The organism is Cyanobium sp. Cruz-8D1, from assembly GCF_024345975.1.
Taxonomy (GTDB): domain Bacteria; phylum Cyanobacteriota; class Cyanobacteriia; order PCC-6307; family Cyanobiaceae; genus Cyanobium.
Window position 1 is genome coordinate 96346 of sequence record NZ_JAGQCD010000008.1, and the last position, 20689, is coordinate 117034.

At 62.1% G+C, this 20689-nt stretch carries 28 protein-coding genes; 9 read left to right on the forward strand and 19 right to left on the reverse strand.

Annotation, left to right across the window (positions count from 1 at the left end; genetic code table 11):
• Positions 1-23: 23 nt before the first annotated feature.
• From KBZ33_RS07210 to KBZ33_RS07220, 3 genes are all read right to left on the reverse strand, one after another.
• Complete coding sequence (locus KBZ33_RS07210) at positions 24-923, reverse strand: metallophosphoesterase (protein WP_254951849.1); 900 nt, start codon at positions 921-923, stop codon at positions 24-26.
• The gene (locus tag KBZ33_RS07215; RefSeq protein ID WP_254951774.1) at positions 917-1648 is read right to left on the reverse strand and encodes a hypothetical protein; all 732 of its coding nucleotides are present in this window, start codon (positions 1646-1648) and stop codon (positions 917-919) included. The genes KBZ33_RS07210 and KBZ33_RS07215 overlap by 7 nt, the downstream gene beginning before the upstream one ends.
• Before the next feature lie 110 nt (positions 1649-1758).
• Positions 1759-2199, reverse strand: a complete 441-nt coding sequence (locus tag KBZ33_RS07220; protein ID WP_254951776.1) for a serine hydrolase — start codon at positions 2197-2199, stop codon at positions 1759-1761.
• Between the two features lie 114 nt (positions 2200-2313).
• Between KBZ33_RS07220 and thiD the strand changes: the two genes are divergently transcribed.
• Entirely contained in the window at positions 2314-3129 is an 816-nt protein-coding gene (thiD, locus tag KBZ33_RS07225) for a bifunctional hydroxymethylpyrimidine kinase/phosphomethylpyrimidine kinase (RefSeq protein ID WP_254951777.1), read from the forward strand.
• Positions 3130-3562: 433 nt separating this feature from the next.
• On the opposite strand, the gene KBZ33_RS07230 is transcribed toward thiD, so the two are convergent.
• Positions 3563-3781 (reverse strand): type II toxin-antitoxin system HicB family antitoxin, encoded by a 219-nt coding sequence (locus tag KBZ33_RS07230; RefSeq protein WP_254951778.1) that lies wholly within the window; start codon positions 3779-3781, stop codon positions 3563-3565.
• A gap of 76 nt (positions 3782-3857) precedes the next feature.
• Positions 3858-3992, reverse strand: coding sequence for a hypothetical protein (locus KBZ33_RS07235; protein ID WP_255011611.1), 135 nt, complete (start codon positions 3990-3992; stop codon positions 3858-3860).
• Positions 3993-4209: 217 nt separating this feature from the next.
• On the opposite strand from KBZ33_RS07235, the gene KBZ33_RS07240 reads away from it, so the two are divergent.
• Positions 4210-5883, forward strand: a complete 1674-nt coding sequence (locus KBZ33_RS07240; RefSeq protein ID WP_254951783.1) for a YdiU family protein — start codon at positions 4210-4212, stop codon at positions 5881-5883.
• A 294-nt stretch (positions 5884-6177) separates the two neighbouring features.
• On the opposite strand, the gene KBZ33_RS07245 is transcribed toward KBZ33_RS07240, so the two are convergent.
• From KBZ33_RS07245 to KBZ33_RS07310, 14 genes are all read right to left on the reverse strand, one after another.
• A complete protein-coding gene (locus KBZ33_RS07245) occupies positions 6178-6534 on the reverse strand; it encodes a DUF86 domain-containing protein (protein ID WP_254951786.1) in 357 nt (118 codons plus the stop codon).
• Positions 6518-6814, reverse strand: coding sequence for a nucleotidyltransferase family protein (locus KBZ33_RS07250; RefSeq protein ID WP_254951787.1), 297 nt, complete (start codon positions 6812-6814; stop codon positions 6518-6520). The genes KBZ33_RS07245 and KBZ33_RS07250 overlap by 17 nt, the downstream gene beginning before the upstream one ends.
• A 290-nt stretch (positions 6815-7104) precedes the next feature.
• Positions 7105-7275, reverse strand: a complete 171-nt coding sequence (locus KBZ33_RS07255) for a type II toxin-antitoxin system HicA family toxin (protein ID WP_315859158.1) — start codon at positions 7273-7275, stop codon at positions 7105-7107.
• Positions 7268-7474 carry a type II toxin-antitoxin system HicB family antitoxin gene (locus KBZ33_RS07260; RefSeq protein ID WP_254951788.1) on the reverse strand — a complete coding sequence of 69 codons (207 nt, stop codon included), beginning with the start codon at positions 7472-7474 and terminating at the stop codon, positions 7268-7270. Before KBZ33_RS07260 ends, KBZ33_RS07255 begins: the two co-directional genes overlap by 8 nt.
• Before the next feature lie 185 nt (positions 7475-7659).
• Positions 7660-8004, reverse strand: coding sequence for a DUF5615 family PIN-like protein (locus tag KBZ33_RS07265; protein ID WP_254951790.1), 345 nt, complete (start codon positions 8002-8004; stop codon positions 7660-7662).
• The gene (locus tag KBZ33_RS07270) at positions 8001-8219 is read right to left on the reverse strand and encodes a DUF433 domain-containing protein (protein ID WP_254951791.1); all 219 of its coding nucleotides are present in this window, start codon (positions 8217-8219) and stop codon (positions 8001-8003) included. The genes KBZ33_RS07265 and KBZ33_RS07270 overlap by 4 nt, the downstream gene beginning before the upstream one ends.
• 318 nt (positions 8220-8537) lie before the next feature.
• The gene (locus KBZ33_RS07275) at positions 8538-8870 is read right to left on the reverse strand and encodes a DUF86 domain-containing protein (RefSeq protein ID WP_254951793.1); all 333 of its coding nucleotides are present in this window, start codon (positions 8868-8870) and stop codon (positions 8538-8540) included.
• Positions 8870-9157: a nucleotidyltransferase family protein gene (locus KBZ33_RS07280; RefSeq protein WP_254951794.1), complete on the reverse strand. Its 288-nt coding sequence runs from the start codon at positions 9155-9157 to the stop codon at positions 8870-8872. Before KBZ33_RS07280 ends, KBZ33_RS07275 begins: the two co-directional genes overlap by 1 nt.
• A 502-nt stretch (positions 9158-9659) precedes the next feature.
• Positions 9660-9836 carry a type II toxin-antitoxin system HicA family toxin gene (locus KBZ33_RS07285; protein WP_254951796.1) on the reverse strand — a complete coding sequence of 59 codons (177 nt, stop codon included), beginning with the start codon at positions 9834-9836 and terminating at the stop codon, positions 9660-9662.
• Positions 9784-10023, reverse strand: coding sequence for a type II toxin-antitoxin system HicB family antitoxin (locus KBZ33_RS07290; protein ID WP_254951798.1), 240 nt, complete (start codon positions 10021-10023; stop codon positions 9784-9786). The genes KBZ33_RS07285 and KBZ33_RS07290 overlap by 53 nt, the downstream gene beginning before the upstream one ends.
• Positions 10024-10145: 122 nt before the next feature.
• Positions 10146-10361 (reverse strand): type II toxin-antitoxin system death-on-curing family toxin, encoded by a 216-nt coding sequence (locus KBZ33_RS07295; protein WP_315859161.1) that lies wholly within the window; start codon positions 10359-10361, stop codon positions 10146-10148.
• A gap of 99 nt (positions 10362-10460) precedes the next feature.
• Complete coding sequence (locus KBZ33_RS07300) at positions 10461-10655, reverse strand: DNA-binding protein (RefSeq protein WP_254951800.1); 195 nt, start codon at positions 10653-10655, stop codon at positions 10461-10463.
• A gap of 53 nt (positions 10656-10708) precedes the next feature.
• The gene (locus KBZ33_RS07305) at positions 10709-12127 is read right to left on the reverse strand and encodes a DUF3427 domain-containing protein (protein ID WP_254951802.1); all 1419 of its coding nucleotides are present in this window, start codon (positions 12125-12127) and stop codon (positions 10709-10711) included.
• On the reverse strand, positions 12128-12964 hold the full coding sequence (locus KBZ33_RS07310) for a DEAD/DEAH box helicase family protein (protein WP_254951803.1): 837 nt from the start codon (positions 12962-12964) through the stop codon (positions 12128-12130).
• Between the two features lie 70 nt (positions 12965-13034).
• Here KBZ33_RS07310 and KBZ33_RS07315 point away from each other — a divergent pair, with 70 nt between their 5' ends.
• The 7 genes from KBZ33_RS07315 to KBZ33_RS07345 all read left to right on the forward strand — a co-directional run bounded on the left by KBZ33_RS07315 (position 13035) and on the right by KBZ33_RS07345 (position 20687).
• Positions 13035-13493: a hypothetical protein gene (locus KBZ33_RS07315; protein ID WP_254951805.1), complete on the forward strand. Its 459-nt coding sequence runs from the start codon at positions 13035-13037 to the stop codon at positions 13491-13493.
• Positions 13490-13870 carry a hypothetical protein gene (locus KBZ33_RS07320; RefSeq protein ID WP_254951807.1) on the forward strand — a complete coding sequence of 127 codons (381 nt, stop codon included), beginning with the start codon at positions 13490-13492 and terminating at the stop codon, positions 13868-13870. The genes KBZ33_RS07315 and KBZ33_RS07320 overlap by 4 nt, the downstream gene beginning before the upstream one ends.
• 86 nt (positions 13871-13956) lie before the next feature.
• Positions 13957-15768, forward strand: a complete 1812-nt coding sequence (locus KBZ33_RS07325) for a class I SAM-dependent DNA methyltransferase (protein WP_254951809.1) — start codon at positions 13957-13959, stop codon at positions 15766-15768.
• Positions 15765-16934, forward strand: coding sequence for a restriction endonuclease subunit S (locus KBZ33_RS07330; RefSeq protein WP_255011615.1), 1170 nt, complete (start codon positions 15765-15767; stop codon positions 16932-16934). Before KBZ33_RS07325 ends, KBZ33_RS07330 begins: the two co-directional genes overlap by 4 nt.
• Positions 16931-18160 carry a dsDNA nuclease domain-containing protein gene (locus tag KBZ33_RS07335; RefSeq protein WP_254951813.1) on the forward strand — a complete coding sequence of 410 codons (1230 nt, stop codon included), beginning with the start codon at positions 16931-16933 and terminating at the stop codon, positions 18158-18160. Before KBZ33_RS07330 ends, KBZ33_RS07335 begins: the two co-directional genes overlap by 4 nt.
• Complete coding sequence (locus tag KBZ33_RS07340) at positions 18157-18711, forward strand: hypothetical protein (RefSeq protein ID WP_254951815.1); 555 nt, start codon at positions 18157-18159, stop codon at positions 18709-18711. The genes KBZ33_RS07335 and KBZ33_RS07340 overlap by 4 nt, the downstream gene beginning before the upstream one ends.
• Complete coding sequence (locus KBZ33_RS07345; RefSeq protein ID WP_254951817.1) at positions 18708-20687, forward strand: hypothetical protein; 1980 nt, start codon at positions 18708-18710, stop codon at positions 20685-20687. Before KBZ33_RS07340 ends, KBZ33_RS07345 begins: the two co-directional genes overlap by 4 nt.
• Positions 20688-20689: the final 2 nt, after the last annotated feature.

The following is a 20689-nucleotide window of genomic DNA, read 5'->3' on the forward strand; positions in this document are numbered from 1 at the left end:
CTGGCGGCGCTGGCCCGGCCGCCTCAGGCGCTGGGCCGCCGCTGCAGCACCCGGCCAGCGGTATCGCTGAGCGAGCGGGGCAGCCGCTGCGGGTCGATGCGCCGCAGGGTGCGCAGATCGAAGCTGGTGTCCACCAGGCGGGGCGGGCTGCCGACCAGATCCAGCACGGTGAGGGTCTGGAAGGCCGGGGCGTTCTGGCCCAGCAGCCGGCGGGGGCCGCTGCCCATGGCCCCGAGCTGGAACAGATCCAGCTGGCCGAGGCGGGCCGGGAAGTAGGCGTGCTGATGGCCGCTCACGTAGGCCTCCACCCCATGGCGCTCCAGCAGTGGCTGCAGGGCCGCCGAGCGCGCCAGCACCTCCCCGGGGCGGTCGCGGCCCTGGCTCACGGCCCGCAGCGGCAGGTGGCCCACCACCAGACGCCGGCTGGCGGAGCGGGCGGCGGGGCCCGCCAGGATCCGCTCGGCCCAGCGCAGCTGCTCCGCCGGCACCTGGGCGGTGGAGGCATCCCACACCAGCACGAAGACGTCGTTCTGGCGGATGGCGTAATGGAAGGGGAAGTTGCCCGTGTCAACAAAGCTGAGCCCGAGGGCATCACGGCGCGCGTTCCAGAAGCGGGCCGCCTCGGCGCGGTCGTCGGCGAAGAGGAAGCGGCCGGCGGCGCTGGCGCCGGAGGCGTCGTGGTTGCCCATGGCCGGCGCGAACGGCAGGCCGGCCCGCTGCAGTGGGCTGAGCACGCTGCGATCGAAGCCCGCCCACATGGCGGCCAGCCGCTGGCGGCCCAGCCCCGCCTTCTGGCCCGCCACCATGTCGCCGGCGCAGATCACCAGATCCGGGCGCAGCGGCGGGATCAGGGCCACGCCCCGGTGCACCTCGGCGACGTAGGTGGTGGAGCCGTAGGAGCTGTTGAGGTCGCTGATCAGCACCAGGCGGGTGCCGCCGCGGGGTGGGGCCGCCAGGGCGGTGGCGCCCCGGGCGGCGCCTGGCTGCCAGAGCTGCCAGAGGCCTGCCCCCAGGGCCAGGCCGGAGAGCGAGAGCAGCTGGCGGCGGCCGAGGGATGGCGGCATGGTGGAATCGCGGCGATCCAGTGATCACAATGGCCGCTCAGGGCGCCACGCGCCGGAAGCTGTAGCCCAGGTAGTCGAAGCCGCTCACCCGGCCGCCGCCATCGCTCTGGAACGGGCACCTGCACCGGTGCGGAGAGCACCCCGGGCCAGAGCCGGTGCAGTGTGTCGCCGTTCCAGGGGCCCAGGGAGGCGCGGTAGCGGGCCGGACCGGCCAGCACCACCAGCGCACCGTTCTGCTCGGCCACCGTCCAGGAGCCGAACAGGTCGTTGACGTAGGTGCCGGTGTAGGCCCGCCAGGGGCGGGACGGGGGTTGCGCTTGGGCGGGTCTGGGCTCCACGGCCAGCAGCAGGCCCTCGAGTTCCCTTGCCTGGGCTCGGATCTGGGGCTGCAGGTCGGCCTCACCCGGCCGTCCAAAGGCCTGCTGCAGCAGGGCCGCCCGCAGCGCCTCTGGCAGGGCCGTGAGGTTGCGGTTGGTCAGGATCGCCACGGCGAAGCGTTTCTGGGGTACCACCAGCAGCAGGGTGCGAACGCCATCGAGGGCGCCGCCCTTCTCCAGCACCTTGAGGCCGTTGTGGTGGTACATCCCCTACCAGCGCATGGGAGCGGCTCACATTGGCGAGCGCTCCGGGACCCGTGCCATCGCCGATCAGGCGGCTGGCGACCCCGGTGGGGTCATGGCCAGGTGCTGGAAGATCAGATCGCTGCTGAGCTCGGCGAAGGGCTGGCCGCCGGCCTGCGCCGCCAGCTCACCGGCGAGGAAAAACCGATGGTGGAGTGGGCGGGACGGTCGCGGAAGCCGGCGCGGTGGCTGAGCAGATCCCTGGCGTTCAGCCACTGGCCGGCGTCGGCGTCATGGAGGCGGAAGCCCGGCCGCAGCGACAGCATCGGCTGCTCCCAGCCCAGCTTCCGGCGATCCACCAGGGCCGCCAGCATGGCGGCGGTGAAGGTCTTCGAGACACTGGCCAGCGGGAAGACCGTGCCGGCGGTGGTGGGCGCGCCCGTGGCCAGGTCACGCACGCCGAAGCCTTCGGCCAGCACCAGCCGGCCGTCCTGCACCAGGGCGATGGCGGCGCCAGGCACCGCGTACTCGGCCAGGGCCAGCAGGGGTGCGCTCACGGCTTGGAGGAGGGTCATGCCGCTGGGAGGCGTCGAAGGCCTTGGCAAGTCTGCTGAGGGGCGGGCTGGTGCGATGAGGTGATCGCCTTTCTGGAGGCGCTGCGATAGAGACGACGCAACGCCTCCGCTGCCATGGCCCTGATCCCGATTGCGCTCACCATCGGCGGCAGTGACTCCGGCGGCGGCGCCGGCATCCAGGCCGACCTCAAGACGTTCAGCGCCCTGCAGGTGCACGGCTGCTCGGCGATCAGCTGCGTGACGGCCCAGAACAGCCTCGGCGTGGAGCGGGTGGATGCCCTGCCCCCCGAGGCGCTGCGGGCCCAGGTGGCCGCGGTGACTAAGGATTTTGCGGTGGCGGCCCTCAAGACGGGGATGCTGCTCAACCGGGGCTTGATCGAGGCCACCGCCGCGTCGATCGCGCCGCTGGCGGCCGCCCGGGTGATCGATCCGGTGATGGTGTCGCGGACAGGGGCGGTGCTGCTGGAGCCGGAGGCGATTGAGGCCCTCAAAGCCCTGTTGCTGCCGCTGGCGGATCTGCTCACCCCCAACGTGCAGGAGGCACGGCTGCTGGCCGGGGGGTCGCTGGAGAGCGCCGGCGATCTGGAGCTGGCGGCGAAGCGCATCGCCGCCCTGGGGCCCAAGGCGGTGCTGATCAAGGGGGGCGGGCTGCCGGGTCTGCGCGGCAGCGACGTGCTGTGGCGTGACGGCCGGATCCAGTGGTTTCGCTTGGAGCCGATCGACACGCCCCACAGCCATGGCAGTGGCTGCACCCTCTCGGCGGCGATCACAGCCGAGCTGGCCCGTGGGGCCGCCCTGGAAGCGGCGATCCGCACGGCCAAGGCCTTCGTGGCTGGCGGCTTGCGCCATGCCCTGGCGATCGGCGCCGGCCAGGGGCCGCTGTGCCATTGGCATCAGGCGCTGGGGGAAGGGCCGGAAGGCCAAACGTGAGCCTGGCCGACCGGCTGGACAGCGTGGTTGCGGCGCCGCTGGCGGCAGAGCGGGAGGACACCTTGCGCAGCCTGTGTGTAGACGGGTCTGGATCTCGACGCTCACACCGCCAGCGGATCGCAACTCTCAGGAGAGTCAGGTCAGGTCAAGTCGCCGCGCCTATTGTCATCTGCCGCACTTGCGTTTTACAGAGAAAGGTCTGGGCTTGATTCTCATGCGGAGATAATGTGTTGCTGGCCAAGATGTTCAATCTGGATGATGCGGGATCAACAAAAATGGATTGATGTTTATTGTCCATTGGCTCCCAGGCTTCTCAGGATCTTTCTGGCAAGAGGTTCTTTGATCTCTGCATGGCGTGGTATCGCCTCAATCACTCCTGTGGTTGGAATGATCCAGAGCGAATGGGCACTGCCCTCGCGTTTCAGGCACCGCTTCATCCGATGGGCAGGGGCATGCGCAGAGCGTCAGCCGGCAGGCCACGGCTGATGTCGGCTTCCCGATCCGCCAGAAGGAGTTCGACTGCTCCAAGCAGATCCTGCCTGGCTTCTTCCACGGTTTGACCCTGGCCGTTGGCACCAGGTAGTTCGAGGCAGATCGCCCAGTACCCACCCTCAGGAGCAGGCTCAATCACGGCGGTGAGCTCACCCTTCATGACGATTGCTGCTTGGCCCCAGTTTAGGGTTGGCGGCAGGTTTACCCAGGATCTCAACTCAGCCACTTCCCTCTCCTCACACCGCCATCGCCAGCTCCGGAAGGAACGCCCCTGGAATCGGCGCGAACGAGGTGGCATCGCGGAGGTTGGCGGGGGCCTCCTCGATGGACTCCCCCTCCGTTGTGGTTCCCGTTTCAGGGTCGAAGGCCACGTCTCCGCCTTCCTCCGCAGGGGTGAGCACAGCAGTCAGTTCCAGCGGCCCCGTTGCAATCCATACCAGGGATGGAGAGGAAGGGCAAGGCGGCCAGGTCGCCACCAATGCCGTCCGCTTCGCCAGGATGACGACCTCAGCGTCAGGGCCATGCCCAGGCCGCTCTACATCCGAGAGACCCGTGTCGACAACCGTGCAAACAACAGTGGCGAAAGCCGTGCCGACCACCACGTTCGCGGCGTTTGCACAACGGGCCGATTATTCGCTGCTGGATGGCCTGCAGGCGGATCCCCAGGCCACTGGCGATGGCGACGATCACCAGCCCCGCCAGGTGCTCTCCGGCCATTACGTGCCGGTGACACCCACGCCGCTTCCAGCGCCGGAGCTGGTGGCGCACAGCAGCACCCTCTTCCATGAGCTGGGCCTGGGCGAGGCGCTGGCCCACGACGACCCGTTTCGCCGTCTGTTTTCCGGTGATATCACGGCGGCCCAGGGGCCGATGCGGCCCTATGGCTGGGCCACCGGCTATGCCCTTTCGATCTACGGCAGCGAATACATCCAGCAGTGCCCGTTCGGCACCGGCAACGGCTATGGCGATGGCCGGGCCATTTCCGTGTTCGAAGGCGTCTTTGGCGGACGGCGTTGGGAGATGCAACTCAAAGGTGGTGGCCCGACGCCCTACTGCCGCGGCGCCGATGGCCGGGCCGTGCTGCGCTCCAGCGTGCGCGAGTTTCTGGCGCAGGAGTTGATGCATGCCCTGGGGGTTCCCACCTCCCGCTCGCTGACGCTCTATGTGTCGCGATCGGAAACTGTGCGCCGGCCCTGGTATTCGGCGAACTCCCGTTCGTTCGATCCCGACATCCTGGTGGACAACCCGGCGGCGATCACCACCCGGGTGGCGCCGTCGTTTCTGAGGGTGGGCCAGTTGGAGCTGTTCGCCCGCCGCGTCCGCAGCGGTGCCCATCCAGAGGCGCGCAACGAACTGCGGATGATCGTTCAGCACCTGATCGAGCGCAACTACCGCCAGGAGATCGATCCGGCTCTGGCGTTCAGCGACCAGGTGGTGGAGTTGGCGGGGTTGTTCGGCGGACGGCTCACGTCTCTGGTGGCGAACTGGATGCGGGTGGGCTACTGCCAGGGCAATTTCAACAGCGACAACTGCGCCGCCGGTGGCTACACCCTCGACTACGGCCCCTTCGGCTTCTGCGAACTGTTCGATCCCCGCTTCCAGCCCTGGACCGGAGGCGGCCAGCATTTCAGCTTCTTCAATCAACCGCTGGCGGCGGAAGCCAACTTCCAGATGTTCTGGGCCTCGCTGCGGCCCCTGCTCGAGGGCAACATCGAGGCGCTGGCCAGGCTGGATGAGATCCGTGAGGGCTTCGCGGAAGTGATGGGCCAGGAGCTCGAGGCGATGTGGGCCAGCAAGCTCGGCCTGAACCGCTACGACGCCGAGCTGGTGCAGGAGCTGCTGCAGCTGATGGTGAGCTCCAAGGTGGACGTCACGATCTTCTTCCGCAGGCTGTCTGAGATCCCCGAGCACGTCTCGGCCCTGCAGGAGAGCTTCTATGTGCCCTGCTCAGAGGAGCTCGATGCCCAATGGACGAGCTGGCTGCAACGCTGGCGGGGGCAGATCACCAGCAGTGGCGACCCCCGCGAGACAGCCGCTGCGATGAAGCGCGTGAATCCCGCGGTCACCTGGCGCGAATGGCTGATCGCCCCCGCCTACGAACAGGCGGCGCAGGGTGACTATGGCCTGATCCGGGAGCTGCAGGAGGTGTTCCGCCATCCCTACGACGCGCTGCCTGCGGAGCTGGCGGCGACGTATGACCGATTGAAGCCCAGGGAATTCTTCAACGCCGGAGGGGTGTCGCACTACAGCTGTTCGTCCTGAAGGGTGCTCAGGGCAGCACTCGCTCGGCCAGCCGCGGCAAGCGTCGATCCAGGCTGATCATGGTGGCAATCAAACCCGCCTCGGTTAAAAATACCAATCAGTTTCGGTGCAACAAAGAGTGGCAGCAGCCTGGCAGCCACCCTGCCTTGGCTGCCCGCCGCCTGCGCGGCCCCGGCTCTCCCAGTGGAACAGGGAGGGGCCGAGGGCCAGGTCGCTGTAGCGGGTGGAGGGGGAGAAGCGGGCTTCGCGGTGGAGCCAGGGGGGCTCCTCATTCCCTCACGACCAGGCTGCTCATCAGGACAGTACGGTCTTCAGCTGAAGGATCAGAAGGGGCAATTCCACCTGGATCACATCCCACACCACATCAAGGTCGACCCCCAGATAGGCGTGGATGAGTTGATGGCGCATCGCGATGATCTCCCGCCAGGGGATCTCAGGATGAGCGAGTCTCACGCTTTCTGGAAGGCGAGTAGCCGCTTCGCCGATCAGCTCGATGTTGCGAAGAACGGCATCCTGCACCAGTTGATCGGCATTGAATTGTTCCCGATCGAAACCTTTGCAATAGCTCACGGCACGATGGGCAAACCGATCCATATCCTGCGCATAGAGGCGCCAGTCACGTTTCGGACTGCCGTCAGAGGGTGATGGCATCCGCTTCAACCGCAGACCTGAGCTCTTCTCTCAGTGCTCGTTCCGTCACCAGATCGATCGGTTGCTGAAGAAGGTCTTCAAGAAACAGCTGGAGGCCATAGAAGCGCCTGGCTGTGGCGGGGCCATCAAACTCCACCAGCAGATCAACATCGCTGCTGGGTGTTGCCGTGCCGCGGGCCCAGGAGCCGAACATCCGCAGGCTGCGCACGCCGAAACGTTCACTCCAGACGGGCGCGTGCTGGCGCAACCGACTGATCAACGATGCGGAACTGACGTCCATGGCCGGCAGTGAATGCTCAGTCGAGTCCTTCATTAAGGTTAAACCGCCAATCCCATCACCAGCAGCCAGGCTGCCTGCTGGGCTGCTCTGGCTCTCCCAGTGGAACAGGGAGGCACCGGGGGCCAGGTCGCGGTAGCGGGTGGAGGGGGAGAAGAGGGCTTCGCTTTTGCGCAGGGTGATGAACAGCAGGCCCGTCAGCGCCCCTCCATGGCTGTACGGGCCGGTGTGATCCGCTTGCGAGCCAGTTCAGAGAAGATCCAGGAACTCGCGCAGATCAAGTTGGGCCTGCCTCAGCAGACCTGCGAATGTTCCAACTTTACCGGCTTGTGGAGAGGAACGACGCAACCCCGGCTGCCGCTCCGCATCACCACATGGCTGCCGCTCTGGCGAACGGCTGCGAAGCCCATGCGCTCCAGGGCTCGGATGATCTCCCGTCCGGCAAGGTGCGGGAATTTAGGCATGCGCAGGAACGCTGAACATCGTCACAAGGGGATGGCCCTTGATGGCAGCGGGAAACTCCTCGAGGTAGAGCGTGGTGGCTTCGCGCAGGTTGGCGAGGGTCTCTTCGATGGATTCCCCCTCCGTGGTGGTGCCCGTTTCAGGATTGAAGGCCACGTATCCGCCTTCCTCAGCAGGGGTGAGCACAGCGGTGAGTTCCATCTGCCCAGGTCCCGTGGCCTCAGCCTGACGGGGGCTGGGCGTGGGTGCTGACCCCCTCAAAACGCCAACGTCAGGGATGGCGAGGAACAGCTGGTGTGCCACACAACAGCCGTGCAGCCACATCGCCGAGATCTCCCGCCCCAACCGCCAGCGGATCGCCATCGGCCGCTCGCCGCAGCAGCAGCTCAGCGTGGCGAGCGAATTTCGACCCAGGGGTCCCCTTCGCCAAGGCTGGCCACAGCCGGCTGGAGTGTGCGCAGCAGCGCGGCCTGAAGAGCCTGCTTGGAACTGTTCCCCACACGAAGCCAGATCACCTGAGGTGGTGGGCCCAGCTCGAAGAGGAGATGCAGGAAGTCGCGATCCTTGGTCATCACCACGGCGCCAGCCGATCTCGCCTGGGCGAAGATCACACGGTCATCTGCATCCCTGAGGCCGAGCTCTCTGACTGGCACCGCCTGGATCGAATCGAATTGTGCTGTGATCCAACTCGCGAGGGCTGGCGACAACTGGGCATCAAGCCAGAGAATCACGCCACCAGCACAGGGTGATCAAGCTCGCGTGCGGCGTAGCTGAGGGCGGCCTGCAGATCATCGGGCTCCAGATCAGGAAGCTCGGAAAGGATCTGATCGGGGGACAGCCCAGCGGCATAAAGGTTGAGCACATCGCTGACGCGGATCCTCATGCCTCTGATGCAAGCCTTGCCCCCGCACTGGGCTGGGTTGTGGGTGATGCGGGAATGATCCATGGGCTCAAGTTAGCCGCTTCGGCCCTCTCAAACCGCCAACGCCGCCGCTATGCCAAGCAACAGCCGTGCAGCCACGCCGCCGGGACACTCCCGCTCCAACCGCCAGCGGATCGCCATCGGCCGCTCGCCCTCGTGGCTTTCCCACGGGGACAGGGAGGGCCCAGGGCCAGGTGGCGGGTGCTGGTGGAGGGGGAGACAATGGCTTCGCTTTCGTGCCTCCGGCACGCTGGCCTGGGTCCAGGTAGGCGCAGGGTGATGAACAGCAGGTCGCACTGGGTGGCCTGGTGCCAGAGCAAGCCTTCGCGGTGGCTGGCGTCCTCAGCTCTGATTGAGGATGCTGTCGATCTGGCGACGGATCTCAGCAAAGCGCTGATAGGCCATCCAGACCTCTTCAAGATCCACCTGGTCGTAGGCGTGAATCAGGACATCTCGCATCCCTGCCATGGCCCGCCAGGGCAGATCGGGGTGAAGACGGCGGAATTCAGGGCTGAGACGCTTGGTGGCCTCGCCAAGAATCTCAAGACAACGGATCACGGCATCCTGGAGGTAAGCCTTGGCGAGGAATGTCTCTTCGCTGTCAATCGGGTAGCCGAGAGCCCGATCCAGTACGCCTCGGATATCGACCAGAGCCTGGCGATCTCTCGCGTCCATCACAGGGGGATGGCTTCGGCTTCCACCGTGGCTTTGAGTTCGGGCTTGAGGTTGCGGCGGCGGATCAGATCCACCCGGGTAAGCAGTAGATCCTCAAGGGCCGATTTCAGCTCGACACGGTCAAACAGGCTGGCGCCGGCCGGAAGGTCCACGAGCAGATCCACATCGCTGCTTGGCGTGGCCTGATCCCGCGCCACGGAGCCGAACACGGCCGGATTGCTGGCGCCATGGCGGGCGAGCAGCTCATGGAGCTGGGGGGCCAGTTGCTGCAGCTCGGCGAGACGCATGGGCGCTCCAGGCCTGTCGAGCGCTGAGAGATTTGAGCTGACGCTAGACCGCCAACGCCAGGGATGGCGAGGAAAGCTGGTGTGCCACACAACAGCCGAGCAGTCAGACCGCCGGGATCTCCCGCTCCAGCCGCCAGCCCCGAAAGGCCACCGCCATCGGCCGCTCCCCCTCGTGGCTCTCCTGGCGCGCCAAGCCCAGAGGGGCCGAGGGCCAGGTCGCGGTAGCGGGTGGAGGGGGAGACGAGGGCTTCGCTTTCGTGCCTCCGGCACGCTGATCTGCGGCCAGATAGGCGCAGGGTGATGAAAAGCAGGTCGGTGGCGCGGGACAGGTGAGCGAGCACGCCTTCGCGGTGGATCCAGGGGGCGTCGGCGGTGAGGACGCCATAGCCGCCAGGCTTCTGCGTAGGCGCAGCCTTCTTGTAGAGAAGCAGTGGGCGGCTTCGATCTCGGCGCGGCTGTAGCGGACTTGCACGTACAGGTTCAGGTTCCGCGATGAATGGCGTCAGAGGACATCGATGAACGTTTCCGCGTCAACTCCTGCCTGGCGAAGCAGGCTTCCCAGTGTCCCCACCGCCAGATCACGCCGATGGAGAGGCACCACGCAGGTCACATTGGCGTCGCCCCCTTCAGGGTTGGGGGACTGTCTTCGCAGCACCACCTGGTTGCCTTTCTGGCGCACGATCTCGAAGCCGAGCCGGTTTCGGACATTCCTCCAGGTAAAGCTCGGTGGCTTCGCGCAGGTTGGCCAGGGCTTCCTCGATGGTGTCGTCCTGGCTGGCGGTGCCGACTTCCGGGCACTCCGCCACATACACCTCCTCTTCCCGGTACAGGATCGCCGTCAGGCGCTGGGCGGTGGCGGTCGTCATGGTCGCCAGCAGCTTGGTTGATCCAGTCTGGCCCCCCCTCACACCGCCACCGCCAGCTCCGGATAGAACGCCGCAGGGATCCGCTGCTGCAGCCGCCAGCGAATCGCCATCGGCCGCCAACCTCATCCCAAGGGCTTGATCTGCTCCTTGACCCACTCGGTCCATGCCTGCCGATCAAGCGTTCCGGAGGCCACAGCAAGAACAACGGCTTCTGTGGATTCTTTGGAAGCGGTCAACTCATAGCCGTTGAGCATGAGCATCACCTCTAGGGCTGCATGGCCGACACGCTTGTTGCCATCAACGAAGGGATGGTTCTTGATCAGGGAAAAACCAAGAATGGCAGCCTTCTCGAAGGTCTCGCAATCCGGGGGAACCCCCGGAGGTGGCGATCAATCGGCGGTGCAGCTCCAGAACCTCACCGAGGCGGAGATAGCGAATCACGCCAGACGACGGTAAAGCTCCTCATTTTTTGCCAGCACGTTGGATGCGGCTGCTTCGAAGTCTGCGGAGGGTCGGCTCAGGAGATCGCGTACGGCGGCCGAGGCCAGGACCTCCTGAGACACGTTGAGCAGCCCGGCCACCTCGGCCAGGGCACGGGACTGTTCTTCGTTGAGCTCAATGGCCAGAGCCATGGCAGACCTCCAGAGCCCCAAGGATAGGAGAGGTCGAAAGGGGATCGCCCCCCTCAAACCGCCAACGCCAACTCCGGCACGAACGCCGCCGGAATCGCCCGCTGCAGCCGCCAACGGATCGCCATCGGCCGCTCGCCCTCGTGGCTCACGTAATCCGCGAACCCCAGGCACAGAAACGGCAGCGTCACCCCACCGCGCTTGCTTTCCTCCCGCACGAACAGCATCACCCTGCTGCCACGCTCCACATGGTGGATGTAGCGCTGGCCGGTGGCGGACGCTTCCCGGGTGAGGCTCTGGCTCTCCCAGTGGAACTCCCAGGGGGAGATGGCGTAGTCGTTGTAGCGGGTGCTGGGGGAGAACAGCCGCTCACTCTTCTTGAGGGTGATGAAGAAGACGTCGCACTGGGTGGTTTCATCGAATAACACCCCCTCGCGGCCGGGGAAAGGGCGGGCCTCGTTCAACAACCCGAAGGCGGCGAACACCTCGGCGCGGGAGTAGCGGCCGTGGAGTTTGAGGGGGATGGGGGGCGGATCGGTGCGGCCCCAGTCGAGCGGTTCCACCAGGTGGTCGGTGCGCTCAAGAAGCAGCGCGAACAGCTCCACCAGCTCGGCGCGCAGGTCGGCGGCAGCCCAGAGCCGGACGAGGGCCTCGGCCAGGGGCAGGTGCTGCCGGCCGCTGCCCCAGAGCTGGGCCATCAGCATGCGCCAGCTGCGCTCGGTGACGGGATCGAAACCCGCCGGATCGGGCGCGAGGTGCCGCTGCAGCTGATCCGCCAGCCAGCGCATCCGCTCGGGGTCGTCCAGATGCAGCAGCCCCCCGGCGATCCCCCGCCCCAGCCGCTCCTCATCGCCGGTGGCCTCCGCCGCCGCCAACCACCCCAACTCCCGCTGCAACAACGCCCACGACCCCGCCACCTTGTAAAACTCCCTCAGCTCCATCCCAAGCCCCTCCAGCAACGCCGCCAGCGAACAACGCCCGAGGCGGCGAGCTTCGGCGAGCAGCTGGGGCCGGCGCGTGGGCAGCGACTCGCGCAGGTTGGCCAGCACACGCTCGCTCGACACCCGATCGAGCTGCAGGCTGCAGCCGGCCGGCAGGAAGGGAAACCCTCCTTTGATTTGCTGTTCCAGCTGGTCGCGCGTGCCGCCGAGCAGGGCGCGGTAGCGCAGGTCGAAGCGGAAGCTCCGGTGGGCCTGGCCGATGAAATCGAGCACCGTGAGGCAGCTTTTGCCCCGGCAGAGGCGCAGACCGCGGCCGAGCTGCTGCAGGAACACGATCGCACTCTCGGTGGGCCGCAGGAACAGCACCGTGTCGATCTCGGGGATGTCGAGGCCTTCGTTGAACAGGTCGACGGCGAAGAGGATCTGCAGCTCGCCGGTTCGCAGGCGGCGGATCTGCTCGGCGCGCTGCTCCCGCGGGCTTGAGGCATCCAGGGCGGCGGCGCGCAGGCCGGCGGCCACGAGCTTGCGGGCCATCTAATGGGCGTGCTCCACGCTCACGCAGAAGCCCAGGGCCCGCATCGAATCCAGGTTGGTGACCTTGTCTGCCAGTTCCCGCAGGATCAGCCGCAGGCGCAGGCGGGCGTCGTCGGCGGTGTGGAGGTTGGAGAGGGCCTCGCTGGCGTAGCCGTTGCGGCGCCATTCGATCTGGGAGAGATCGGTGCCGTCGTGGAGGCCGAAGTAGTGGAAGGGGCAGAGCAGGCCCTGCTCCAACGCGCTCCAGAGGCGCAGCTCAGCGGCGATGCGGCCGTCAAACCAATGGAGGATGTCCTCACCGCCGGTGCGCTCGGGGGTGGCGGTGAGGCCCAGCAGCAGCACGGGCGCCAGGTGGCGCAGCCAGCGCTCGTAGCTGGCGGAGGCGGCGTGGTGGAACTCATCGACGATCACCACGTCGAACGTGTCCGGCGCCAGGCCCGCCGGATCCAGCCCAGCGAGCGACTGCACCGAGGCGAACACATGGCGCCACTGGCTGGGGCGCTGGCCATCCACCAGCAGTTCACCGAAGGAGCCATCGCGCAGCACCTGGCGGAAGGTGGCGAGGCTCTGCTGCAGGATCTCGCGCCGGTGGGCCACGAACAGCAGGCTGGGGTGACCCGGACCAGCCTGGCGGGCGTAATCGAGGGCGGCGATCACGGTTTTGCCCGTGCCGGTGGCGGCCACCACCAGGTTGCGCCAGCGGCCATGGAGGCTGCGCTCGGCCGACAGCTTGTCGAGGATCTCCTGCTGGTAGGCGTAGGGGCGGATGTGTTGTTGCGAGGGCTGTCTTGACTTGGCTGCAGAAACCAGAGGACTCCCTACGGAAGCCCTGATCACCCCTCCCCCTAACTGACCCAGCCAAAACCGCTCAAAATCGGCAATCCTGGAGGCAGCCGTACGAATCCCGATGCCCCTCCGCTCGGCCACTGAATTCCCGATCACGCCAGATCCAGAGGCTCTGGAGGGCACCTACCAGGACTGTCGGGCGGCCCTGGTGTCGGCCAACCGCTCCCGAGGCGTGCTCAAGGCCCAAAGCGACCGGCGGGGGGTGGTGATCGCGGAGCTGCAACGGGAGCTGGTGGAGCTGGAGATGGATCTGGCCGATGAGGCCCGGGCCAAGGCTCGGCTCCATGCTCTCAACGCCAAGCTCGGCAGCGTGATCCGCGAGCTGGAGGAAACGGGCGATGCGATGGTGGGCCTGATCGACGAGAGCGAGCGCCAAAGTGGCTTCTGGCTCGTGGAGATGTTCCGCCGTTTGGTTCAGCAGGCCAGGCGCTGGCGCCAGGTGAAGGCCAAGGCTGTTGCGCTGGCGGCAGAAGCGGCCGAGGCGAGCACTGCCGCGAGCCAGCTCGGAGGAAAGCCATGAGCGCGGGCCCGTCGATCGCTGATTTGCTGGAGCAGAGCCACCGTGATCTGGCGGGCACCGATGCCCGGGTGTACCGCCGGGTGGCTGACCATCTGCAGCGCTCCAGCGCTGCCCTCCACGACCTCCAGGATCCACAGTCTGGGGGAACCCAGGACCCGAAAGCCTTGCTGGGCAAGGGGAGTTTCCTGCAACAGCCCGCGGCCAGCCTCAAGCGGCTGTGCAAAGTGCATGGCATCAAGGGGTACTCCAAGTTGCAAAAGGCCGCTCTGGCCCACCTGCTGGAACGCCATGGCGTGACCCCACCGCCGCCGCCGTTGGAGAGTTTCACGAAGAAGGAGTTGATTGCGCTGGTGCGGCAGTTGCTGGGGAAGGGGTAGACGATCGCCCCGCACCTGCCCGACTACCCCCCAAACCGCCCCAACTGCAGGCAGACTCCCCTCAGTGGTGACCACCTGATCCCTCGATGCCCGATCAGGACCAGCTGAACGACTTCCTCGAAGCCCTGGAAGAGGTCGGCAGTCCCGCCAAGAACCTGGCCCTACGCGAGGCCCTCGGCTGGGAGGAGCCCCTCTACGAGGAGGTGAAGGCGGAACTGGTGGCCAAGGGGATCGTGAAACGCGGCCAGGGCCGCAGCGACACCTTGTTCCTTGCTTACGCCGAACCGGTGGTGCAACAGGCCACGCAAGCCAAAGCCCCCCGCAAGGGGAAAGCCTCCGCCAACGGCATCACCAAAGACAAATCCCTCGAATCCTGGATCTGGGACGCCGCCTGCTCGATCCGCGGCGCCAAGGACGCGCCGAAATACAAGGACTACATCCTGCCGCTGATCTTCACCAAGCGGCTCTGCGATGTATTCGACGACGAGCTGAACCGCATCGCCGCCGAGGTGGGTTCGCGCCAGAAGGCGTTCCAGCTGGTGGCCGCTGATCACAAGCTGGTGCGCTTCTACCTGCCGCTGGTGCCGGACGACCCGGAGCAGCCGGTGTGGAGCGTGATCCGCATGTTGGCTGACAAGATCGGCGAAGGGGTCACCACCCAGATGCGGGCCATCGCCCGGGAGAACCCGCTGCTGCAGGGCATCATCGATCGGGTGGACTTCAACGCCACCACCCACGGCCAGCGCGACCTCGAGGACGACCGCCTCTCGAATCTGATCGAGGCGATCAGCACCAAGCGCCTGGGGCTGGGCGACGTGGAGGCCGACATCATCGGCAAGAGCTACGAATACCTGATCCGCAAGTTCGCCGAGGGCAGCGGCCAGAGCGCTGGTGAGTTCTATACCCCGCCTGAGGTGGGCAGCATCATGAGCAAGGTGCTGCAGCCGGGGCCCGGCATGGAGATCTACGACCCCTGCTGCGGCTCCGGCGGCCTGCTGGTGAAGTGCGAAATCGCCATGGAAGAGAGCGTGCGGGGCTCGAACGGCGCCGCCATCGCACCGCTGAAATTGTTCGGCCAGGAGTATGTGCCCGAAACCTGGGCGATGGCAAACATGAACATGATCATCCACGACCTGGAGGGCCAGATCGAGATCGGCGACACATTCAAGAAACCCTGGTTCAAAAACTCAGCGGGCAAACTGCGCACGTTTGATCGCGTCGTGGCCAATCCAATGTGGAACCAGGACATGTTCACCGAGGCCGACTACGACAGCGACGAATTCGATCGGTTTCCACCGGGGGCCGGTTTCCCCGGCAAGTCGTCGGCGGACTGGGGCTGGGTGCAGCACATGCACGCCAGCCTCAACGCCAGCGGCCGCGCTGCCGTGGTGCTCGACACCGGCGCAGCCTCCCGCGGCTCGGGCAATGCCGGGACCAACAAGGAAAAGATTGTGCGCCAGTGGTTCGTTGAGCACGACCTGATCGAGAACGTGCTCTACCTGCCTGAAAATCTCTTCTACAACACCACGGCTCCAGGCATCGTGCTGTTCCTGAACAAGGCCAAACCAGAGGAGCGCAAGGGCAAGGTGTTCCTGGTGAACGCCAGCCAGGTGTTCGAAAAGGGTGATCCCAAGAACTTCATCCCTGATGCAGGCATCCAGCGGATTGCCGGCACCCTGATCGGCTGGCAGGAAGAGGAGAAACTCAGCCGCATCGTCGATCACGCTGAGCTGAAGAAGAACGACTTCAACATCTCCCCCAGCCGCTACATCCACACCAGCGACGCTGAGTCCTATCGGCCGATTGCCGTGATCGTTGAGGAACTGAAGGTCATCGAAGCAGAGGCCCGGGAGACGGATAAGGCGTTGAAGGTGATTTTGGAGAAGCTCGGGGTATGAACGCCTGGCAAACATGCGCCGTGCCCGATTCGTTCGTTAAGAACAAGGTCGGTCGGCGAAACCAAATTCCGGCGAAGGACATCGCAGAGGTTGGTCGCTTCCCGGTCGTCGACCAAGGGCAGAAGTTCGTTGCCGGTTACTGCGATGACGAAAGTAGAGTCATCGACTTCGACCTGCCGCTGATTATTTTCGGCGACCACACGCGCTGCTTAAAATACGTCGACTTCCCATTCGTCCTTGGCGCTGACGGAACCAAGGTTCTCCTGCCGAACAGGAAGCTCTACGACCCGAGGTTCTACTACTTTGCTTTGTTGGCGCTAGAGATCCCTAGTCGTGGCTACAATCGCCACTTCACAAGTCTCAACGAACGCAGCCTCCCTCTCCCCCCACTCCCCGAGCAGAAGAAGATCGCGCACATCCTTTCGGCGGTGCAGCGAGCGATCGAATCGCAGGAGCGGATCATTCTGACCACCACCGAGCTGAAAAAGGCCCTCATGCACAAGCTCTTCACTGAAGGGCTGCGTGGGGAGCCTCAAAAGCAGACGGAGATTGGGCTTGTTCCCGAGAGTTGGGAGTTAGTGGAGTTGGCTGAAGTCGCCATGATCGAGCGAGGCAAATTTTCCCATCGTCCACGCAACGAGCCCCGTTTCTATGGAGGCGAGTATCCCTTTGTTCAAACTGGCGACGTCTCCAACTGCGACGGCTATGTTCGTTCATATACGCAAACGTTGAACGAGGACGGACTTGCCATCAGTAAGATGTTTCCTGCAGGCACGATTCTCATCACGATAGCCGCCAACATAGGCTTCACCGGAATTCTGATGTTTGATTCCGCCTGCCCAGACAGCCTCATCGGAATTACGCCGGAGGAGAACATACACACTGAGTTCCTGAACTACTACTTGATCACACAACAGACGGAGATGGACCGTCTCGCTCCAAAGGGCACGCAGAAGAACATTAACATTCAGTTTCTCAAACCTTGGCCGATCCTGATCCCTTCATTAGAGGAGCAAGCCGAAATAGCGGAAGCAATCTCCGCGACAGATCGGAAGATCGGACTGGCACGTCAGAAGTGTAGTGAACTGCGCAACCTATTTCGGACCCTCCTTCATGAATTGATGACCGCGACAACGCGCGTTCATAGTCTCCAACTCAAAGCATGAGTAGCCCCATCGCGTCCCGAGATGAATCTGATCCTGGCGATCAAGTAATTCGGAAATTCCGCTATCAACATGCATATGGCGTGATCCTTTCAATTGTAATGATCAACAAGAGTCGTCCTTACCGCGCGATTTGGTGTGAGCAGCACGAAGATCTTCTGGCCGAAAGAGAAGATGGTTGCTTTGATGCCGTTCAAGTGAAAACCCGTAAAGCCGAAACTGGAACATGGAATCTGACTGATGAGGCATTTACCAAGAGTGTCTATCGTTTCATTATGTTGGATAGCAAGTTCCCAGGAAGGATCATGCGATTCTACTTTGTATCCAACGCAGAGTATTCAAATTCTGATTCGAAGAGGAGCTCCCATCTAAGCCCGGTGAAACTCGTTGGTGCAATACGCTCTTTGGCCAACCACTGTGATCTTGAGGGTAATAGAGCAAAAGGATTTGAGGCATTGAGGTCGGCAATCAAATGCGACGCGGATATGCTGTTCTCAGTGCTGTCACGAATTGAGTTGGTGGTTGGCCCAACTGAGAATGCCTTTGAGGATGAGATTTGCCATACCCACCTTCCGAATCTCGCGGATTGCCAGGGATTGACGCCGCGTTCACTTGCAAAAGTCCTGAATGCTCTTATCAGCCTAGTTGAGATTGCTGCCGATGTGAAATGTGCCGACCCTATGCGTCATTGTGTCGGCATAACTTCATCTGGCGAAGATGATCCTGTTGTTCTCGGGAAGAGAATTCTACCTGCGGACATCTTCCATGCCATACGAGGAGCTTGTGATCTTGGGGTTCAGTATCCATCAGAACTTGCAACTCTGAATTTGAATTCCGGTGAAACTGTTCGTAGTGTCCTCAAGCAGAAGTTAGAGCGGGGTGGTCTCTGGGATCAGTTCGAAGTCATGCGTAGAAAGACTCTCATTGCTGAAGCTGCTCTATTAGAAGTCGCAACAAGGACTGCAGAGGGGAAACAGATGGTATCCCAGGTTGAAAACGTTGTTTTGTCGGAGTGCGCTGAAGCCAGACTGAGAGTCTCTACTCTGACGAATCCACTAGGTCCCCACATGCTAATTGACCTACAAGACCGCTTGGGTCGAATAGCGAGGGATGCTCCGGCGAAAGTCAATTACCAGCCCTACGAAGTGCTGGTCGGAGTCGCGGGCTTACTGACGGATGCCTGCCAAGTCTGGTGGAGTGACAGGTTTGACCTAGAGGGCAAACAATGAGTCTGAAGACGATCTATCTTGCAGCAGAAATTGAGAATTCGGACGAGTTTCATCTCTCTCGACTACTCATTCTTCTCAAAGCGTGCGGAAAGCGAAGTAACAAGCCAGTGGATGGCATTATCAAGCTTGCGAAGCTCGATTTCCTGTTGCGCTACCCGAACTGTCTTGTCAGGGTCCTCCAAGAACTGGATAAGCATGATCTCGCAGCAAGTATTTCCGAAGAGGATCGCAACACAATCGAGGCGCGGATGATCAGGTTCCGATTTGGGCCATGGGACGATCGATACAGAAGATGGATTGGGCTTCTGGTCGCAAGGCGATTAGCTCAAACATATCTTGATGGCCGTACAGTCAAAGTTCTCCTTACAGATAGTGGCCTGGAGTTGGCAGAGAGTCTTGGGAAAAGGAGCGAGTTTAAAGACCTGGCTGCTCGCAGTAAAATGATCTCAGACTGTGTGGGCACATATAGTGCAACTAATCTTAAAAACTTTGTTTACAAGGTATTTCCTGAAATCACAACCATGAAATGGGGAGAGGAAATAGCGATATGAAATTTGCCCTAAGCGAGCTACATGTAAGTTTTAAAAAGAGCAAAGAGATAATAGTCTTCACTGATTTCACTTATTTTTATGGGCCGATGGGAGCCGGTAAATCTACAATCGCTAGACTGGTCGATTATTGCCTTGGGGGTCATCTTGGAGATAAGGAGATGACTCCTGCATTGCAGTCTGAATTCGTGTCTGCAAGTTTGACATTAAGGGTTAAGGATACAGAGTTGAATCTGAGGCGAGATATTGGCTCTACCTTGATCCGTGCCAATTGGAGGTACGATAATGAGCAATATGAAGTCATGGTTCCGTCTCGATCGGGCGATGGAGAAGTAATCCCTGGAACAGGAATTGAAGTCATCTCAGACTTAATCTATGTTTTGAGTGGCCGAATTCCCCCCAAAGTTCGAAAGAGCAAAATCAAAGAAGATTCTGATCTGGCTCGATTGAGTCTGCGCGATCTCCTCTGGTATTGCTACCTAGATCAAGACTCGATGGACAGCAGCTTCTTCAATCTCGACGGAGATGCACATACGCACAAAAGACTCAAAAGCCGGGATGTCCTTCGTTTCCTTGTCGGCTTCCATCAAGAGAAAGTCTCTGAGCTTGAGGTGAGGCTTGAGGTACAACGTTCCGAGAGGCTTAAGTGCGAGGCAGGCGCGCAAGCTATTCAGGAAGCCTTAAGAGACGCAGAAATTGCAACAAATATAGAGCTTGAAGCTGTTCGCCATGCTTTGAGCCAAAAGCTGTCAAAAGTTGAACTATCGATTGCTTCACTCCGCGCTGACATGCTTACTACTAAGCCGCACGCTATGGAAGGTCTTCAGGGTGAAGCGAGAGCGCTTGGGGAGGAGGTAAGCGCAATTGAGCAATCTTCCCGTGATCTAAGAGAGATACTACTCAGAGACAGATCTCATCGAAACGAACTCCTTGCGCTTTCTACTCGCTTTCGTCGTTCCCAATCTGCAAGAGAGGTGTTAAGTGGAGTGAAGTTCGTAGATTGCCCCCAGTGTGGCCAAGACCTTCCACCACGACCAACCAATGTATGCCCTGTTTGCGGATTGGTGCACTTGGAAAATACAACTGGTGTTTTGGACGAAGTCAGTGTTGACAAAGACATGGACGCTCGGATAGCGGAGCTAGCCGATTTAATCAAACGACATGAAGCAGCACTCCAAAGAAACGAGCGAATGCTCAGGGAAACTCGGGCAAAGAAACATTCGCTTGATGAGGAATTGAATCGTGTCGCTCGAAACTATGACTCCGCCTATCTTTCATCTGTGCTTGAATCGGAGACGCAACGGGCCGCAATTCTGCAACAGCTGTCGGACCTTTCAAGAATCGAACTACTGGTCCAAAGGATTGTGGAGTTGAACGAGAGGGTGGAGCGGTTGGCAGTGGATGAGAAGAAAACTAGGCATGAACTCAGGGAAGCCAGAGATAAAGCAGAAGGGGATACGCAGAATTTAGGACGCCTTCAAACCCTCTTCCTTGACTGCCTTTTACGTGCAAAGTTATCGGGTTTCTACATTGATGATTGCGTAGAAATGAAGCCTCCACACTTTCTTCCGGAGGTTTCATCGGCTGGCGTAGGAAATTTGGCCGTGACCTCTTTTGGCAATCTCGGAAGCGGAGGTAAGAAGACCCTATTCAAGTGCTGTTTCGCAGTTGCTGTTCATCGCCTTGCGACAGAAATTGGCGCACTACTCCCTTCTTTGTTGATAATCGACTCGCCAATGAAGAATACTAGTGAACGAATAAATCGAGCGCAGTTTGAAGGCTTTATGAAGATGCTGTATGAGCTTTCTCTTGAAGAGCTGAAGGACACACAATTTATTGTGATCGACAAGGAGCTTTGCCCGGCTCCAGCCGAGTATTCAAGATCATTTTCCTCGCGTGAGATGTGCCCGAATGAACGAGATAAAAATCCGAATGAAAATCCGAATCCTCCCCTAATTCCTTACTATAAAGACAAATAGCT